At 61.8% G+C, this 17743-nt stretch carries 16 protein-coding genes; 7 read left to right on the top strand and 9 right to left on the bottom strand.

What is annotated here, in order from left to right; translation table 11 throughout:
* The 9 genes from B7L71_RS07990 to B7L71_RS07950 all read right to left on the bottom strand — a co-directional run.
* Positions 1-626 (bottom strand): glutathione S-transferase family protein (locus tag B7L71_RS07990; protein ID WP_081137176.1); only part of this gene is annotated, 626 nt, incomplete at its 3' end.
* Between the two features lie 234 nt (positions 627-860).
* Entirely contained in the window at positions 861-1766 is a 906-nt protein-coding gene (gene mmsB, locus B7L71_RS07985; protein ID WP_081137175.1) for a 3-hydroxyisobutyrate dehydrogenase, read from the bottom strand.
* Between the two features lie 66 nt (positions 1767-1832).
* Positions 1833-2948 (bottom strand): enoyl-CoA hydratase/isomerase family protein, encoded by a 1116-nt coding sequence (locus tag B7L71_RS07980; protein WP_016913622.1) that lies wholly within the window; start codon positions 2946-2948, stop codon positions 1833-1835.
* A 31-nt stretch (positions 2949-2979) separates the two neighbouring features.
* Positions 2980-4134 (bottom strand): acyl-CoA dehydrogenase family protein, encoded by a 1155-nt coding sequence (locus B7L71_RS07975; RefSeq protein ID WP_039177097.1) that lies wholly within the window; start codon positions 4132-4134, stop codon positions 2980-2982.
* 265 nt (positions 4135-4399) lie between these two features.
* On the bottom strand, positions 4400-5401 hold the full coding sequence (locus B7L71_RS07970) for a branched-chain amino acid ABC transporter permease (protein WP_081137173.1): 1002 nt from the start codon (positions 5399-5401) through the stop codon (positions 4400-4402).
* Between the two features lie 2 nt (positions 5402-5403).
* Entirely contained in the window at positions 5404-6291 is an 888-nt protein-coding gene (locus B7L71_RS07965; RefSeq protein WP_081137171.1) for a branched-chain amino acid ABC transporter permease, read from the bottom strand.
* A gap of 65 nt (positions 6292-6356) precedes the next feature.
* Positions 6357-7580: an ABC transporter substrate-binding protein gene (locus tag B7L71_RS07960; RefSeq protein ID WP_081137169.1), complete on the bottom strand. Its 1224-nt coding sequence runs from the start codon at positions 7578-7580 to the stop codon at positions 6357-6359.
* Between the two features lie 125 nt (positions 7581-7705).
* Positions 7706-8452 carry an ABC transporter ATP-binding protein gene (locus tag B7L71_RS07955; RefSeq protein WP_016913615.1) on the bottom strand — a complete coding sequence of 249 codons (747 nt, stop codon included), beginning with the start codon at positions 8450-8452 and terminating at the stop codon, positions 7706-7708.
* Positions 8449-9237 (bottom strand): ABC transporter ATP-binding protein, encoded by a 789-nt coding sequence (locus tag B7L71_RS07950; RefSeq protein ID WP_081137167.1) that lies wholly within the window; start codon positions 9235-9237, stop codon positions 8449-8451. Before B7L71_RS07950 ends, B7L71_RS07955 begins: the two co-directional genes overlap by 4 nt.
* Before the next feature lie 311 nt (positions 9238-9548).
* Here B7L71_RS07950 and B7L71_RS07945 point away from each other — a divergent pair, with 311 nt between their 5' ends.
* The 7 genes from B7L71_RS07945 to B7L71_RS07915 all read left to right on the top strand — a co-directional run.
* The gene (locus tag B7L71_RS07945; protein WP_039177116.1) at positions 9549-9953 is read left to right on the top strand and encodes a MerR family transcriptional regulator; all 405 of its coding nucleotides are present in this window, start codon (positions 9549-9551) and stop codon (positions 9951-9953) included.
* 69 nt (positions 9954-10022) lie between these two features.
* Positions 10023-11192 carry an isovaleryl-CoA dehydrogenase gene (locus tag B7L71_RS07940; protein WP_081137165.1) on the top strand — a complete coding sequence of 390 codons (1170 nt, stop codon included), beginning with the start codon at positions 10023-10025 and terminating at the stop codon, positions 11190-11192.
* Between the two features lie 22 nt (positions 11193-11214).
* Entirely contained in the window at positions 11215-12822 is a 1608-nt protein-coding gene (locus tag B7L71_RS07935) for a carboxyl transferase domain-containing protein (RefSeq protein WP_016913611.1), read from the top strand.
* Positions 12823-12832: 10 nt separating this feature from the next.
* Entirely contained in the window at positions 12833-13657 is an 825-nt protein-coding gene (locus B7L71_RS07930) for an enoyl-CoA hydratase/isomerase family protein (protein ID WP_039177123.1), read from the top strand.
* Positions 13654-15690 carry an acetyl-CoA carboxylase biotin carboxylase subunit gene (locus B7L71_RS07925; protein ID WP_081137163.1) on the top strand — a complete coding sequence of 679 codons (2037 nt, stop codon included), beginning with the start codon at positions 13654-13656 and terminating at the stop codon, positions 15688-15690. Before B7L71_RS07930 ends, B7L71_RS07925 begins: the two co-directional genes overlap by 4 nt.
* A 10-nt stretch (positions 15691-15700) precedes the next feature.
* Positions 15701-16618, top strand: a complete 918-nt coding sequence (locus tag B7L71_RS07920; protein ID WP_081137161.1) for a hydroxymethylglutaryl-CoA lyase — start codon at positions 15701-15703, stop codon at positions 16616-16618.
* A gap of 74 nt (positions 16619-16692) precedes the next feature.
* Positions 16693-17743, top strand: a 1051-nt coding sequence (locus B7L71_RS07915) for an AMP-binding protein (protein WP_139790086.1), incomplete at its 3' end; no start/stop codon positions are given.

Raw genomic sequence — 17743 nt, 5'->3', positions numbered from 1 at the left:
CACGTCACGGGAATCATCACGACCTTACGGTACGCGGGGCGTTCGGCGAGCTGCTCTGTCCAGCGCTGTAGATGGGGGTAGGATGGCCAGGCGAGACCGCTGTTGAAGAGGTTGTAGGTGAACGGGGCGATGGCGATATCGGCCAGGCCGAAGTCTTCGCCAGAGAACCAGGGCTGCTGGCTCAACGTGTTATCCAGTTGAGCGAAGAGCTTTTCACAAGTGGCGATGGCGGGATCGAGTGCCTGGCTGTCGCGCTGCTCGGGTGGGGTGCGTACATAGCCCATCAGAATGGTGCGGTGGGCAGGCGTGAGCAGGCTGGTCGACCAGTCCATCCACTTTTCCATGCTTGCCCGCTGGGCGGGTGCCTCGATCCATAACGGATTGGGACCGTACTGCGCCGCCAGATAGCGAAGAATGGTGTTGGACTCCCACAGCAGGCTTTGAGTGGCGTCATCCTTGAGCAGGGGTACCAGGCCACTGGGGTTCATGGCGAGGTATTCCGGCGTGTCGTTTACCCCGTGTTGCAGGCCTGCCATGATCTGCTCGTACGGCAGTTGCAGCTCTTCCAGTGTCCAGAGCACTTTCTTGACGTTGGTGGAGTTGTTGCGGCCCCAAAGTGTAATCATGGCAGTCCTTGTGTTTAGCTCAATCGGTTGCTGAGTATGCCTTGGGTGGGTGTGAGTAGTGAATGGCATACTTACGGGGCAAGGGCTTAGTCAAGGGCTTAGCCAACAGGTCGCGAGCTAAAGCTGCCCCACAATCCCACATATGCCCCACTCACTCCACACTCCAACTCCTCACTATTCACCCCTCACTCCTCACTCCTCACTCCTCACTCCTCACTCCTCACTCCTCACTCCTCACTCCTCACCCTTATCCTTATCCTGATACAGCTTGAGCAGGCTGGAGAAATCGAGTTTGCCGTTGCCGCCCGCCTTGTGCAAGGTGAACAGCGCTCGGGCGGCGGAGCCCATGGGAATGGCTGCGGCGCTTTGCTGGCTGACATCCATGGCCAGGCCAAGGTCCTTGATCATCAGATCCACCTGGAAGCCGCCCTGATAACCTTTGGAGGCGGGAGCGTTTTCCATGACTCCCGGGTAGGGGTTATAGACGTTGAGCGCCCAGTTGCCGCCGGAACTCTGCTTCATGATTTCCGACAGCACGGCGGGGTCCAGGCCGTTCTTGACCCCCATGTTGATGGCTTCACAGGTGCCCGCCATGAGGATCGAGAGCAGCATGTTGTTGCACACCTTGGCCACCTGCCCTGCCCCGTGGTCTCCGGCGTGGAAGATGTTCTTGCCCATGGCCTGCAGCACGGGCTGCGCCTGAGTGAACTGGGCTTCCGAACCGCCCACGATGAAGGTCAGTGTGCCCGCCTGGGCACCGCCCACGCCACCGGAGACTGGCGCATCCACGAAGCCGATGCCCTTTTCAGCGCCAGCGGCGGCGACGTGACGCGCGGTGTCGGCGTCGATGGTCGAGCAGTCGATGACCAAGGCGCCCGCCTTGATGACGTCGAACAGCGGCGCGTCGCCCTCCATGTACAGCTCCCGCACATGCTTGCCCGCCGGCAGCATGGAGATCACGAAATCGGCATCGGCTGCCGCGGCCTGGGCGGTGGCGGCGGTGTCGCAGCCCTGAGCACGGGCGGTTTCCAAGGCCTCGGCGGCCAGGTCGAAGGCCCGCACTTGAAAACCGGCTTTCACGAGATTGGCTGCCATGGGGCCGCCCATATTACCCAGGCCGATGAAGGCTACGCTGGTCATATTGTTGTCCTTGTTGAGATTGGTCAGCAGTCGATTGGATAGCGCTCTCGGAAGAGACAGCACACATTATTGAAGATCCGCCAGAGGGCTGGTCTCCCAGGGGGATGACAGCAACTCCTCCATGAAGCTGGGCGGCACCGAGGCCACGTCCGGGAAACGCCAGCGCGGCTGGCCGTCCTTGTCGACCAGTAGCGCACGCACGCCTTCGGGGAACTCTTCATGGCGGCAGCACTGCACGGAAAGCGCCAGCTCGAACTGGAAAACTTCGGCCAGCGACATGTGCCGGGCGCGCTTGAGCTGCTCATCGATCAGCCGCAAAGAGACCGGGCTGCCATGGGCCAGGGTGCGCTGGGCTTTACTGAACCACTGGTCGTCGCTATCGACTCCCAGCACCGCCGCCACCTGCTGCTCGACGGTATCGTGGTCCATCAGCTCGCGTATCAGTGAAGACGCCTTGTAGACAGGCGCTTCCAGCTCGGCAAACGCCGCCTGAGAAGCCTGCTCCAACTCGCGCAACACGCGGTTGACCACGCCATGGGCGTCGGTTTGCTCCCCTTCTCCCCAGCGGGCTTCCAGCAGCGCCTGGGCCAACGCCTCGCGGTGGTGGCTGGCAATTGCTCGATCTGCCAGACCCAGATGCAGCGCATCGGGGGCATTGATCTGGCCACCGGTCATGGCCAGAAAACGCCCGGTACCATTGGGCAGGCGATTGAGAAACCAGCTGGCCCCCACATCGGGGTACAGGCCAATGGTCACTTCCGGCATGGCCAGTCGCGACGTTTCGGTAACGATACGGTGGCTGCTGGCACTGAGCAGCCCCATGCCACCGCCCATCACGATGCCATGCCCCCAGCAGATAATCGGCTTGGCGAAGGTGTGCATCAGGTAGTCGAGCCGATATTCGCGCTCGAAGAAACGCTCCGGGAAGTCCGGCTCACCATCGCCAGTGATGGCCTTGTAGAGATTGACCACGTCGCCCCCTGCACAGAAGGCTTTTTCGCCTGCGCTGTCCAGCAGAATGGCCACCACACGCTCATCCTCCTGCCACTGGGTCAAGCGGGGCAGCAGCGCGTCGATCATCTCCAGGGTCAGCGCATTCAGCGAACGCTCGGCGTTGAGCGTGATCTCGCCGATCACATGGCCGTCCTGGGTCGTGTGCTCTTCAAACAGTACGCAACTCATTGCCTCTTCCTTATCTGCTCGGGTGCCAAGGCTACAGTTCGGCGGCGCCATCGGCCAGCACGCGTCGGGATATGATCAGCCGCATGATCTCGTTGGTGCCTTCCAGAATGCGGTGCACGCGGGTGTCACGCACGTAGCGCTCCATGGGGTACTCCTTGATGTAGCCATTGCCACCGTAAAGCTGCAAGGCTTCATCGCACACCTTGAACCCTACATCCGTGGCAAATCGCTTGGCCATGGCGCAGTAGGCCGTGGCATCCGGGTGGCCAGCGTCCAGCTTGGCCGCGGCCATGCGCACCAGTTGGCGGGCAGCCACCAGCTCGGTCACCATGTCGGCCAAACGGAACTGCAGGGCCTGGAAATCGGCCAGCCGCTTGCCGAACTGCTTGCGCTCCAGCAGGTACTCACGGGCTTTGTTGAGCGCTTGCTGGGCGGTGCCGATCGAACAGGTGGCAATATTGATGCGTCCACCGTCCAGCCCCTTCATGGCGATCTTGAAGCCGTCGCCTTCCTTACCCAGCAGGTGGCTGGCAGGCACACGCACGTCTTCGAAGGTAATCATCCGGGTGGGCTGGCTATTCCAACCCATCTTGTCTTCCTTGCGGCCGTAGCTGATCCCGTCACTCTGGGCATCCACGGCAAAGGCAGACACACCGCCCGCCCCTTCGCCGCCGGTGCGGGCCATCACCACCAGAAAATCGGTGCTGCCTGCCCCGGAAATGAACATCTTGCTGCCATTCAGCACGTAGTGCTCACCGTCGCGCCGGGCGGTGGTCTTGAGCGATGCGGCGTCGGAGCCCGCGTTGGGCTCGGTCAGGCAGTAGGAGCCCAGCAGCTCACCGGTCGCCAATCGCTCGCCCCACTGCTCCACGGCTTCTGGCGTGCCGAAATCCGCCAGCATCCAGGTCACCATATTGTGGATGGTGAGGTATGCCGTAGTGGAGGTACAGCCCATGGAGAGCTGCTCGAAAATAATGCTGGCATCCAGCCGCGAAAGCCCCAGCCCGCCCACACGCTCCGGGGCATACAGGGAGCAGAACCCCAGTTCGCCTGCCTTGCGAATCACGTCCACCGGGAAAAAAGCCTCGGCATCCCATTTAGCGGCGTGGGGCTCCAGCTCATTCTGGGCAAACCCCCGCGCCATATCGGCAAAGGCAACCTGGTCTTCACTCAGCTCAAAATTCATGGCGGTCTCCGCTGCGGCGAGCCCCTGAACTCAGTCAGAAACCTCGCCCACTATTATCGTTATCGGTCACGTTGACGTTTACGTTAACTTATATTTTTAGGCGGATTTGCGCAACCGAATCCCCCACGACCTTTGGCGTAGAAAGACAACGCTCCCCTCGCAAAAGGTCCACGCACCTCAGGCCAGCGCCCGCACCCACAAAAAAGGGTGCCACGAAGGCACCCAAATCCACAGACAGACGCAGTTTCCCGGCCCTTTCCGGGCGCTACTTGAAGTTCTTGCGGTATATCTTGGCCAGCTCGCCCACGATACCGCTGCGGAAGCTGAGAACACACACCACGAAGATGATGCCCAGGATGACGTTGACCCAGTTGCCCAGCGGCGATTGGGCCAGAACATGCTGCAGGCTGACCACCAGACCCGCCCCCATCACCGGCCCGAGCAGAGTGCCCACGCCGCCCAGCAGGGTCATCAGGATCACCTCGCCGGACATGTGCCAGTGAGCATCAGTGAGCGACGCCAGCTGGAACACCACGGTCTTGGGCGCTCCGGCCAGCCCGGCCAGCGCCGCCGACAGGACGAACGCCAGCAGCTTGTAGGTATCGACGTTGTAACCCAGCGAAATCGCCCTGGGCTCGTTCTCGCGGATGGCCTTGAGCACCTGCCCATAAGGGGAGTGTACGGTGCGCTGCACCAGGGCAAAGCCCAACAGGAACACGGCAAACACGAAGTAGTACATGCTCAGGTTGTTACGCAGGCTGATGAAGCCGAACAAATGCCCCCGTGGCACGCCATGCAGGCCATCTTCTCCCCCGGTAAAGGGCGCCTGCACGAACACGAAGTACACCAGCTGGGCCAGCGCCAGCGTGACCATGGCGAAGTAGATCCCCTGGCGGCGAATGGCCAGCAGCCCGAAGCCCGCGCCGACCAGGGTGGCGGTCAGGGTCCCTGCCAATATGCCCAGCTCCGGGGTCAGGCCCGGATAGCTGGCCAGCAGATACCCGGTCACGTAGCCCCCCGTCGCCAGAAAGGCCGCGTGGCCAAACGAGAGCAGCCCGGCATACCCCAGCAGTAGATTGAAGGCGCAAGCAAACAGGGCAAAGCAGAGGATTTTCATCAAGAACACGGGGTAAGCAACAAAAGGTGCCACCAACCCCACGACGATGAGTGCCAGATAGAACATGTTGCGGCGCAGCCTGGCCCGACGCTGGCGCTCCTGCACGGCGGAGGGCAGCGCGACGGCTGATGAAGTATGCGGCGTTGCCATGGTTAAGCCTCCTTACCGAACAGCCCAGCGGGGCGTAACATGAGCACCAGGATCATGACCAGAAAAATGACCGTATTGGAGGCTTCCGGGTAATACACCTTGGTCAGCCCTTCGATGATTCCCATGCCCAATCCCGTCACGATAGCCCCCAGAATCGACCCCATGCCGCCAATGACCACGACCGCAAACACCACGATCAAAAGATTGGAGCCCATGGTAGGTGAGACAGGGTATAGCGGTGCAGCCAACACCCCGGCAAAGGCCGCCAGGCCCACGCCAAACCCGTAGGTCAAGGTGATCAACAGCGGTACGTTGACGCCAAACGCCTGCATCAATTGCGAGTTTTCTGTACCTGCCCGCAGGTAGGCACCCAGCCGCGTACGCTCGATCATGAACCAGGTGAACAGACACATGGCCAGCGCCGCCACCAGCACCCAGGCACGGTAGGTGGGCAGGAACATGAAGCCGAGATTGAGCCCACCCTGCAGCACCTCCGGAGTGGCGTAACGCGCCCCGGAAACCCCAAAGAAGTTCACCAGAGTGCCTTCAAAAATCAGCGCCAACCCGAACGTCAGCAGCAACCCGTACAGGTGGTCCAGGTGGGCAATGCGACGCAGCAGAAAACGCTCCATCAGCATACCGAAACCGCCTACCACTACGGGCACCAGCACCAGCGCCAACCAGTAATTGATGCCCAGATAGCGAAAGCCCAGCAGCGCCGCAAAGGCGCCCAGCATGTACTGCGCCCCATGGGCAAAGTTGACGATCTTCAGTAGCCCGAAGATAACCGCCAGGCCCAAGCTAAGCAGCGCATAAAAGGCTCCATTCACAAGCCCAAGCGTTAGCTGGCCCATGAAGACGGCCAATGGCACGCCGAATATCATCGTCATGGTGTGATTCTCCTTGTCACCAGGCGGGGGCTGCCCGCCTGGTGCTGTTCAGCGTGACGTGCCGATCAGTTGTTCACCAGCGAACACTGGCTTTCAGAGAGCGGGCGGTAGGCTTCTTCGGCGGGCATGGTGCTGAGGATCTCGTACAAGTCCCATTCACCGGTAGACTCTTCCGGCGTTTTCACCTGGGCCAGATACATGTCGTGAATCATGCGGCCATCTTCACGAATACGGCCATTGCGGGCAAAGAAGTCCTCTACCGGCATCTCGGCCATTTGCGCACGTACGGTCTCCGGGTCATCGGTGCCTGCCGCTTCTACGGCCTTGAGGTAATGCATGGTGCTGGAGTAGATACCGGCCTGAACCATGGTCGGCATGCGACCCACCTGCTCGTAATAGCGCTCGGACCACTCACGCGACTCGTCGTCCATGTCCCAGTACCAGCCGGTGGTCAGCAGCAGCCCCTGGGTGGCTTCCAGACCCAGCGCGTGCACGTCGTTGAGGAAGATCAGCAGGCCCGCCAGTTGCTGGCCGCTTTGGGTCAGGCCGAACTGGCTCGCCGTGGTGATGGCATTCACGGTGTCTGCCCCGGCATTCGCCAGACCCACGATCTTGGCACCGGACCCCTGGGCCTGAAGAATGTAGGAGGAGAAGTCGCTGGTGGGGAACGGGTGACGGACACCGCCCACCACTTCACCGCCATTGACGGCCACCACACGAGTCACGTCGCCTTCCAGAGCGTGACCAAAGGCGTAATCAGCGGTCAGCATGAACCAGGTATCGCCCCCCTGCTCCACTACGGCACGCGCCGTACCATTGGCCAGCGGGTAAGTGTCGTAGACCCAGTGAATGTGATTGGGGGTGCAGTGTTCGTTGGTGATACTGGAAGCCGCGGACCCGGACACGATTCCCAGGCCGTTGTTCTCTTCCAGCACGCGGGTCACGGCGATGGTTACCGACGAGGCCACCAGACCGCCCACCATGTCCACGTTGCGCTGATCGATCCACTCGCGCACGGTATTGGCGCCAACGTCCGCGCTATTGCGGTCGTCGGCGCTGAAAATCACGATGGGGGCACCGTTGACGCTGCCACCAAAGTCGGTCACGGCCATCTCCATGGCCGTTTGACCACCCGGACCCGCCAGATCTCGGTAGGTGCCCGACATATCGGCCAGATAGCCAATGCGCACTTCGCCGTCGCTGATCTCGGCCTGGGCGGCAGAGGCCATCATGCTGGCAGTGGCAGCCACGGCAATGCTGGCGGCCAACGTTTTTCTGGTAAAGATCATGTTCGTCTCCTGGCCCTGGGGGCCTTTGTTGTTGTGATGCGGACGCTGTTGTAATGCGGACATTCAATAGTGGTGTTCGAGTGGAGCCTGAGTAGTGCGGTTAAAGGATATGTTGTGTGCGGTGTCTATACCCCCAGCATGCTGTTCAAATGCTCGCGGCGCGAAGGCAGCTGCGCCGCCGTGATCTCTTCGACGATCTGGCCGTGATCCATGACGAAATGGCGGTCGGCCAGCGGCGCGGCAAAACGGAAGTTCTGCTCGACCAGTACGATGGTCATGCCCCGCTCTTTCAGCTGCACCAGCACTTCGCCCAGCTTCTGCACGATGACCGGGGCCAGGCCTTCGGTAATTTCATCGAGCAGCAGCAGCCGCGCACCGGTGCGCAGAATGCGCGCCATGGCCAGCATCTGTTGTTCACCGCCAGAGAGTCGGGTTCCCTGACTCTTGCGCCGCTCGTACAGGTTGGGGAACATGGCATAGATCTCATCCAGGCTCATTCCACCGGAGCGCACCGTGGGCGGCAGCAGCAGGTTTTCGTGCACGTCCAGGCTGGCGAAGATGCCGCGCTCTTCAGGGCAGTAGCCAATACCCAGACGAGGAATATGGTGAGGCTTCATGCGCAGGGTTTCGCTGCCATTGATGACGATGGAGCCGGTGCGGCGCCCCACCATGTTCATGATGGACTTTAGCGTGGTGCTACGCCCTGCACCGTTGCGACCCAGCAGTGTCACCAGCTCGCCCCGCTTGACGTTGAAATTGACCCCATGAAGGATGTGCGACTCGCCATAGAAGGCATGCAGGTCCTGCACGCGGAGCATTTCCAGGCTTTGAGTCTCTGCGGCCGGATGTTCGAGGGCTTCTGCGGTCTTCATACGGCGGCCTCCTCACTGGCAGCTTCGCTGCCCATATAGGCTTCACGTACCAGCGGGTTGCGGGAAACGCTGTCGTAGTCGCCTTCCGCCAATACCGCGCCTCGGGCCAATACCGTAATGCGGTCACACAAGCGGCTTACCACGCTCAGGTTGTGCTCCACCATCAGCACGGTACGCCCCTGGGAAACGCGCTTGATCAACGCCACGATGCGGTCCACGTCTTCGGCACCCATGCCCTGGGTGGGCTCGTCCAGCAGCATCATGCTGGGGTCCAGCGCCAGAGTGGTCGCTACCTCCAGGGCGCGCTTGCGGCCATAGGGCATTTCAACCGTCAATGTATCGGCATACTCGCGCAGCCCCACTTCATCCAGCAAGGCCAGCGCACGATCATTGAGGTGATCCAGCGTTTTTTCGGACTTCCAGAAATGAAACGACGTGCCCAACTGGCGCTGCAGCGCAACGCGTACGTTTTCCAGCGCTGTCATGTGCGCAAACACCGCCGAAATCTGAAACGAGCGCACCAGGCCCAGCTGGGCAATTTCATTGGATTTCTTGCTGGTAATCGGCTGGCCACGGTAGAAAATCTCACCGCGCGTTGGAGGGAGGAACTTGGTGAGCAGGTTGAACACCGTGGTTTTGCCGGCACCGTTGGGGCCGATCAGGGCGTGGATATGCCCTTCCTGCACCTGTAGGTTGACGTTATCCACGGCCGTAAAGCCGCGAAACTCTTTGGTCAGCCCTCGCGTTTCGAGCACTGGCCCCTGGGTCACTTCATCTGCACGCATGAGGTAGGACGCCTCTTGTTGTTCTTGTAGGGTGGGAAGCGCAGCGGAGTAACCGGCAACGCATCCTTACCTGAACGTAAGCTGTAGGTGCAAACTAGCAACCCATCACCGGGTATTACAATTACAACTTTGGTCTACGCACCACGATAGCGCGGCGCCTTAAAACGCTGAAACCATTAAATTTCAACAGCTTGTAAATTTTAAACGCTTACCAACGATAGCCATCCGCTACTTTACGTTAACGTAAACTTGTTTTAGCCTCAGGGTCAGTGTTCCATAGGGACATTCCCCTATCGACGAGAATAACGATCATGAGCAAAACCTACACGATCAGCGAGTTGGCCAGCGAGTTCGATGTCACCACGCGCAGCATCCGTTTTTATGAAGACCAGGAGCTGCTGCACCCTTCTCGCCGTGGGCAAACACGCATTTACAGCAGCAAGGATCGCGTACGCCTGAAGCTGACCCTGCGCGGCAAACGGCTGGGCTTTTCACTGGCCGAGATTCGCGAACTGTTCGAGCTGTGGGACGAAACGCGCAGCGGCAGCGAAAAGCAGTTGCACCTGATGCTCAGCAAGATCGGCGAACGCAAGGCCGCGCTGGAGCAGCAGATGAAAGACATCACCATGGTGCAACTGGAGCTGGAGAGTGCCGAAATCCGCTGCCGCCAGGCGCTGGAAGAGTTGAACGAGAAGCACCCGGCCACTTCCAAATAAGCCGCTCGAATACCGCCAGCAGACACGGTCCATTAACAATCAACAAGCAACGACGAAAGGTGATTGAGCATGTTTTCCCACTACACAGAACTGAATTTTGGCCTCGACGACGAGCTGAACATGCTGCGCGAACAGGTCAATGCGTTTGCCGCCAGCGAAATAGCGCCCAGAGCCGCCGAGATCGACCGTAACAACGAGTTCCCCAACGACCTGTGGCAGAAGTTTGGTGACATGGGGCTGCTGGGCATTACCGTCCCGGAAGAGGATGGCGGTAGCGGCATGGGCTATCTGGCGCACTGCATTGCCATGGAAGAGATCTCCCGTGCCAGTGCGTCGGTGGCCCTCTCTTATGGCGCGCATTCCAACCTGTGCGTCAACCAATTGAAGATCAACGCCTCCGCCGAGCAGAAAGCCAAATACCTGCCCAAACTGATCAGCGGTGAGCACGTGGGCGCGCTGGCCATGTCGGAGCCGGGTGCCGGTTCCGATGTGGTGTCGATGCAGCTGCGCGCCAAGGAAGATGGCGACCACTACGTGCTCAACGGCAACAAGATGTGGATCACCAACGGCCCCGATGCCGACGTGCTGGTGGTCTACGCCAAGACCGACCCGGAAGCAGGCTCCAAGGGCATCACCGCGTTCATCATCGAGAAAGGCATGCCCGGCTTCTCCACCGCCCAGAAGCTCGACAAGTTGGGCATGCGCGGTTCCAACACCTGCGAGCTGGTGTTTCAGGACTGCCGCGTGCCCGCCGAGAACGTGCTGGGCGAGGTAGGCAAGGGCGTGCGGGTGTTGATGAGCGGACTGGATTACGAGCGTGCCGTGCTGGCCGCTGGCCCCATCGGCATCATGCAGGCCGCCATGGACGTGGTCATTCCCTATATCCACGAGCGCAAGCAGTTCAACCAATCCATCGGCGAGTTCCAGCTGGTACAGGGCAAAGTGGCCGACATGTACACCACGCTGAATGCTTGCCGCGCTTACCTGTATGCCGTGGCCAGCGCCTGCGACCGGGGCCAGACCTCGCGCAAGGATGCCGCCGGGGTGATTCTGTATTGTGCTGAAAAGGCCACCCAGGTCGCGCTGGACGCCATTCAACTGCTGGGCGGCAATGGCTACATCAACGAATACCCCACCGGCCGCCTGCTGCGCGATGCGAAGCTCTACGAAATTGGCGCCGGTACCAGCGAAATTCGCCGCATGCTGATTGGTCGCGAACTCTTCACCGAAAGCCATTAATCGACTCAGGAAGGTTTGCGCCATGAGCACACTCTCGACACAGATCAACCCGCGCAGCGATGTGTTTCAGGCCAACGAGGCCGCCATGCTGGGGGAAGTGAACAAGCTGCGTGAGCTGACCGCGGCCATCGCCCAGGGCGGCGGCGCCAACGCCCGCAGCCGCCACGAAAGCCGTGGCAAGCTGTTCGTACGTGACCGTATCGACCACTTGATCGATGAAGGCTCGCCGTTTCTGGAATTTTCTGCGCTGGCAGCCCATCACGTTTACGACAGCGATGTGCCCGCCGCCGGGGTGGTCACCGGGATTGGCCGAGTATCGGGGGTGGAGTGCGTGATCGTGGCCAACGATGCCACGGTCAAGGGCGGCACCTATTTCCCGCTGACGGTGAAAAAGCACCTGCGCGCCCAGGAAGTGGCTCGCAAGCACCGCCTGCCGTGCATCTACCTGGTCGATTCCGGCGGGGCTTTCCTGCCCCGCCAGGACGAGGTCTTCCCCGACCGCGACCACTTCGGCCGGATCTTCTACAACCAGGCCACGCTCTCTGCCGAGGGTATCCCGCAAATCGCGGTGGTCATGGGCTCCTGCACCGCAGGCGGTGCTTATGTGCCCGCCATGGCGGACGAGTCCATTATCGTCAAGGAGCAGGGGACGATCTTTTTGGGCGGTCCACCGCTGGTCAAAGCAGCGACCGGGGAAAACATCAGCGCTGAAGACCTGGGCGGCGCCGATGTGCACACCCGCATCAGCGGCGTGGCCGACCACTACGCCGAAAACGACGCCCATGCGCTGCAGCTAGCACGGGCCTGCGTGTCCCGGCTCAACTGGCAAAAGCGTGGCCAGCTCGCCATGCAACCCCCCAGGCCGCCAAGTCTCGACCCCGCAGAGCTGTACGGCATCGTCGGCACCGATCTGAAAAAACCTTACGACGTGCGCGAAGTGATCGGCCGTATTGTCGATGGCTCTGATTTCGATGAGTTCAAGCGCTACTACGGCGACACCCTGGTGACCGGCTTTGCACATATCCACGGCTACCCGGTGGGTATCGTCGCCAACAACGGCGTGCTGTTTTCGGAAAGCGCCGTGAAAGGCGCACATTTCATCGAACTGTGTGCCCAGCGCAAGATTCCGCTGGTCTTCCTGCAGAACATCACCGGCTTCATGGTGGGCTCCAAATACGAGCACGAAGGCATCGCCAAGCACGGCGCCAAGCTGGTCACCGCCGTGGCCTGCGCCAACGTACCGAAGTACACCGTGCTGATTGGCGGCAGCTTCGGTGCTGGCAACTACGGTATGTGTGGCCGAGCCTACGATCCCAATCTGCTGTTCATGTGGCCCAATGCGCGTATTTCCGTAATGGGCGGCGAGCAGGCAGCAGGCGTACTTTCCCAGGTGAAGCGCGAGCAGTACGAACGAGAAGGCCGGGAATGGAGCAAGGCAGACGAAGAGGCCTTCAAACAGCCCACCCGCGACCAGTACGAGCACCAGGGCCACCCCTACTACGCCAGCGCGCGCCTGTGGGATGACGGAGTCATCGACCCGCTGCAAACCCGCGACGTGCTGGGTCTCTCGTTGGCCGCCGCCATGAACGCAGAAATCAAAGAGACGCGCTTCGGCGTGTTCCGGATGTAAGGGGCATCACATGGCTTACTCAACCCTGGTTATCGAATCGGGTGTCGCCCGGCTGACCTTGAACCGTCCAGAGGTGCACAACGCCTTTGACGATCGCTTGATCGCCGAACTGAACGGTCATCTGGAAACCCTGCACGATCTGGCCAGCGCAGGCGACGTGCGCGTGGTGGTCCTCGGCTCCGAGGGCAAGAGCTTTTCGGCCGGTGCGGACCTGAACTGGATGAAGCGCATGGTCGATTACGACCTGGCCGACAACCTGGCCGATTCACGCAAGCTGGCGGCGCTGATGCACGGCCTGGACACGCTGCCCTGCCCCACCCTGTGCCGTGTACAGGGCGCCGCGTTCGGTGGCGCGGTCGGGCTTGCCGCCTGCTGCGACATCGTCATCGCTTCCGAGAAGGCTCGGTTTTGCTTGTCGGAGGTCAATATAGGCCTGTCACCGGCCGTGATCAGCCCTTACGTCCAGCGCGCCCTTGGCCAACGGCAGATGCGCCGCTACGCACTAAGCGCCGAAATCATGGATGCCCCCACCGCGCTGCAGCTGGGGCTCGCCCACCAGGTGGTCGAACACGATGCGCTGGATCACGCCATCGATACCATGATCGACACCCTGGCCAAGGGCTCTCCTCAGGCGCAGCGGGCAACCAAAGCCCTGCTGGCCAGCGTGGCCCAGGCCCCGGACTCGGATGCCACCCGCGAGCACACCTGCCAGGTCATCGCCCAACTGCGGGTCAGTGAAGAAGGCCAGGAGGGCCTGGCCAGCTTTTTCGACAAGCGCCGCCCCGCCTGGACATCCCCCGAAGAACACCAACACGCCGCGGAGCCACGCTCATGACGCCTACCCCGACCCCCTTCGATACCCTACTGGTAGCCAACCGGGGTGAAATTGCCTGCCGCGTGATGCGCACCGCCCGCCGCTTGGGGCTGAAAACCATGGCGGTCTACTCGGATGCCGATGCCACCGCCCGCCATGTGCGGGAAGCCGACGAGGCCGTGCGTCTTGGCCCGGCGGCCGCCCGAGAAAGCTACCTGAACATCAAGGCAGTGATCGACGCCGCCCAACGCACCGGCACCGGCGCCATTCACCCCGGTTACGGCTTTCTGTCCGAAAACGGCACCTTCGTCAAAGCGCTGGAACAGGCCGGTATTACCTTCGTTGGCCCGCCCGCTTCCGCCATTGCCGCCATGGGCGACAAATCGGCGGCCAAGGCACGCATGGCCAACGCGGGGGTGCCGCTGGTACCGGGCTATCATGGCGACGACCAGGATGACGCCCTGCTGCGCGCCGAAGCCGACAAGATTGGCTACCCGGTGATGCTGAAGGCCAGCGCAGGCGGCGGCGGCAAGGGCATGCGCGTGGTCGAAAGCGGCGAAGGCTTCAAGGCAGCGCTGGACGGCTGCCGCCGGGAATCGAAAGCCGCCTTTGGCGACGACCGCATGCTGATCGAAAAGTATCTGGTGCAGCCCCGCCATGTAGAGGTACAGGTCTTTTGTGACCGCTACGGCCAAGGCGTGTACCTCTTCGAGCGCGACTGCAGCGTGCAGCGTCGCCACCAGAAAGTCATTGAAGAAGCCCCCGCCCCCGGCATGACGCCCGAGCTGCGCTCTGCCATGGGCGACGCCGCCGTTCGCGCTGCCAAGGAGATCGGCTACGTGGGCGCGGGCACGGTGGAGTTCCTTCTGGACGCCGACGGCTCGTTCTACTTCATGGAGATGAACACCCGCCTGCAGGTGGAGCACCCCGTCACCGAGATGATCACCGGCCAGGATCTGGTGGAGTGGCAATTGAGAGTCGCCATGGGCGAGCCGCTGCCCTGTCGCCAGGACGAGCTGACCATCACCGGTCACAGCTTCGAGGCGAGGCTCTACGCCGAGGACCCGGAGCAGGACTTCTTGCCTGCCACCGGCCTGCTGGCCCGCTTCGAACTGGACACCGAAGGCGCGGGCCTGGCCGCCGACCAGGTGCGCCTGGACAGCGGCGTGGAGAGCGGCGATCGCGTGTCGATGCACTACGACCCCATGCTGGCCAAGTTGATCGTGCACGGTGTCGACCGCGACGCCGCGCTGGCCACCTTGAACCGGGCGCTGGCCGCGCTGGATGTGCAGGGAGTGGTGACCAACCGCGCCTTCCTGCAGCGGCTGGCCAATCACCCCGGCTTCAAGAACGTCGAGCTGGACACGCGCTTCATCGAACGCAACGAAGCGACGCTGTTCGCGCCACGTCGCTACACCACGCAGGACTATGCCAGCGCAGCGCTGATCGGGCTGCACCAGCTGGCTCAGGAGTGCGAAAGCGACTCGCCCTGGGACCGCCACGACGGCTTCCGGCTCAATGCCCCGCACACCATCCGCATCACGCTGTGCGACCCCAGCGCGGCACAAGGCTCGGAGAGTGACAGCCTGGTCGTGGTGGAGGGCAAACGCACGAGCCTGGACGCCCAGTGGCAGCTGACCATCGGCGAGAAAACGCTCAGCGCCAGCCTGCAACCGCTGGCAGGCGATGCGGTGGCGGTGACCCTCGACGGCCATCGCCGTCGCCTGCAGGCCTATCGGGACGGCAATGTCGTCGTGATGGCCGAGCCCAGCGGCGAAACCCGCCTGCTCTGGCAGCGTATCGACGCCATCGACCACGGCCATCAGGAAACCGAGGCGACCCTTACCGCCCCCATGCACGGCACTGTCGTGGCGCTGCTGGTCGAACCCGGCACCACGGTAGAAAAAGGCATGCCCTTGATGGTCATGGAGGCCATGAAAATGGAGCACACTATGACGGCACCGACCCACGGCAGCGTGGCCACGTTCCATTTCCAGGCAGGCGACACGGTCAGCCAGGGTGACGTGCTGCTCGACTTTGCCCCCAGCGAATAGGAGCTTTTCCATGGCACTGCCTACGGCTATCAAGCTGTTTGAAATGGCCCCTCGTGACGGGCTGCAGAACGAACCGGGCACCCTGGTGCCCACTGCCATCAAGATCGCGCTGATCGAGCGCCTGGCAGCCGCCGGCCTGCGGCATATCGAAGCCGCCAGCTTCGTTTCTCCCAAGTGGGTACCGCAGATGGGCGATGCCGCCGAGGTGATGCGCGGCATCAAGCGCCAGCCCGGCGTGGTGTATTCCGCCCTCACGCCAAACCTGAAGGGGCTGGAAGGCGCTCTGGACGTGGGCGTCGAGGAGGTCGCCGTGTTTGGCGCCGCCTCGGAAGCGTTCTCGCAGAAGAACATCAACTGCTCGATCACCGAGTCGCTGGCACGCTTTGAGCCAGTGCTCGCACGGGCCAACGAGGCAGGCGTGCGAGTGCGTGGCTACGTCTCCTGCGTGCTGGGGTGCCCCTACGAAGGGGACATCGCCCCGCAGAAAGTCGCCGAGGTGGCGAAAGCGCTCTACGACATGGGCTGTTACGAGATTTCCCTCGGGGACACCATCGGTACCGGCACGCCGCTGGCCGCCAAACGCATGATCGAAGCCACCGCCCAACACGTGCCCATCGAACGGCTGGCCGCGCACTTCCATGACACTTACGGCATGGCCATCGCCAACCTGTACGCCGTGCTGGAAGAGGGCGTCGGCGTCATCGATGCCGCCACGGCAGGGCTCGGTGGCTGCCCCTATGCCAAGGGCGCCTCCGGCAACGTGGCCATGGAAGACGTGCTGTACCTGCTGCAAGGACTCGGCATCGAGACCGGCATCGACCTGCAAGCGGTGATCGACACTGGCGACTGGATCACGCGGCAGTTGGGCCGCCAGCCCAGCGCCAAAGTGGCGCTGGCCAGAGGGTGCACACAGCGCACTCCCGGCTAGTACGGCCCGGCCCTAATAATTAAAAACGCTTCACTTCCCGCTCAGACAACAAAAAGATTTCGGAGAGACTCACCATGGCATCATCTGCACCGCTTTCCAGCGCCCTGCCCAGTTACACCAGCAGCACCGCCGACAAACCCTTGCTGGGCATGACCATTGGCGACAAGTTCGACCAGATTGCCGCCCAATACCCGGACAACGACGCGTTGATCGCACTTCACCAGAACATTCACTGGAGCTACCGAGAACTGCAGCGGGAGGTGAATCGCTGCGCTAGGGCCCTGCTCGCCATGGGGGTCAAGAAAGGCGACCGGGTCGGCATCTGGGCACCCAACTGCAGCGAGTGGACGCTGAGCCAGTTTGCCACCGCCAAGATCGGTGCCATTCTGGTCAACATCAACCCCTCTTACCGGACCCACGAGCTGGAGTACGCGCTCAACCAATCCGGCGCACGCTTTTTGATCACCGCCCACCAGTTCAAGAGCTCCAACTACACCGCCATGCTGTACGAGCTGGCCCCCGAGCTGAACCACTGCGCTGAAGGGGCGCTGAACGCCCATAAACTGCCGCAGCTGCAGTGCATCATCAACCTCAGCGACGAGAAGCACAGCGGCATGTGGCGCTGGGCCGACTTCATTGGCCAGGCCGACACCGTCAGCCAGACCGAAGTGGACGACCTGCAGGCCACCCTGCAGTTCGACGACCCGATCAACATTCAATACACCTCCGGCACCACGGGGTTTCCCAAGGGGGCCACGCTCTCCCACCACAACATCCTCAACAACGGCTTTTTCGTGGCAGAGAGCATGGGCTTTACCAGCGCCGACCGGCTGGTGATCCCCGTGCCGCTCTACCACTGCTTCGGCATGGTCATGGGCAACCTGGGCTGCATGACCCATGGGGCCGCCATGATCTACCCGGACGAAGGCTTCGACCCCGGTAAAGTCCTGAAAGCCGTCCATGAGCAGAAAGCCACCGCCCTCTACGGCGTGCCCACCATGTTCATTGCCGAGCTCGAACACCCCGACTTTGCGTCGACCGACTTTTCCTCGCTGCGAACCGGGATCATGGCTGGCTCCATCTGCCCTGCCGAAATCATGAAGCAGGTCATCGACAAGATGAACA

Source organism: Halomonas sp. BC2 (assembly GCF_002078115.1).
Lineage (GTDB): Bacteria > Pseudomonadota > Gammaproteobacteria > Pseudomonadales > Halomonadaceae > Vreelandella > Vreelandella stevensii.
Note: the sequence above shows the minus strand (reverse complement) of the source record. Positions and strands in the feature narration are given on the sequence as shown.

Excerpts from the sequence above, each read along its gene's own strand:
- B7L71_RS07920 (WP_081137161.1), top strand. The coding sequence starts at position 15,701 with ATGGCACTGCCTACGGCTATCAAGCTGTTTGAAATGGCCCCTCGTGAC.
- B7L71_RS07930 (WP_039177123.1), top strand. The coding sequence starts at position 12,833 with ATGGCTTACTCAACCCTGGTTATCGAATCGGGTGTCGCCCGGCTGACC.
- B7L71_RS07955 (WP_016913615.1), bottom strand. The coding sequence starts at position 8,452 with ATGAAGACCGCAGAAGCCCTCGAACATCCGGCCGCAGAGACTCAAAGC.
- B7L71_RS07940 (WP_081137165.1), top strand. The coding sequence starts at position 10,023 with ATGTTTTCCCACTACACAGAACTGAATTTTGGCCTCGACGACGAGCTG.
- B7L71_RS07980 (WP_016913622.1), bottom strand. The coding sequence starts at position 2,948 with ATGAGTTGCGTACTGTTTGAAGAGCACACGACCCAGGACGGCCATGTG.
- B7L71_RS07970 (WP_081137173.1), bottom strand. The coding sequence starts at position 5,401 with ATGGCAACGCCGCATACTTCATCAGCCGTCGCGCTGCCCTCCGCCGTG.
- B7L71_RS07925 (WP_081137163.1), top strand. The coding sequence starts at position 13,654 with ATGACGCCTACCCCGACCCCCTTCGATACCCTACTGGTAGCCAACCGG.
- B7L71_RS07945 (WP_039177116.1), top strand. The coding sequence starts at position 9,549 with ATGAGCAAAACCTACACGATCAGCGAGTTGGCCAGCGAGTTCGATGTC.
- B7L71_RS07965 (WP_081137171.1), bottom strand. The coding sequence starts at position 6,291 with ATGACGATGATATTCGGCGTGCCATTGGCCGTCTTCATGGGCCAGCTA.
- B7L71_RS07935 (WP_016913611.1), top strand. The coding sequence starts at position 11,215 with ATGAGCACACTCTCGACACAGATCAACCCGCGCAGCGATGTGTTTCAG.
- mmsB (WP_081137175.1), bottom strand. The coding sequence starts at position 1,766 with ATGACCAGCGTAGCCTTCATCGGCCTGGGTAATATGGGCGGCCCCATG.
- B7L71_RS07975 (WP_039177097.1), bottom strand. The coding sequence starts at position 4,134 with ATGAATTTTGAGCTGAGTGAAGACCAGGTTGCCTTTGCCGATATGGCG.
- B7L71_RS07950 (WP_081137167.1), bottom strand. The coding sequence starts at position 9,237 with ATGCGTGCAGATGAAGTGACCCAGGGGCCAGTGCTCGAAACGCGAGGG.
- B7L71_RS07960 (WP_081137169.1), bottom strand. The coding sequence starts at position 7,580 with ATGATCTTTACCAGAAAAACGTTGGCCGCCAGCATTGCCGTGGCTGCC.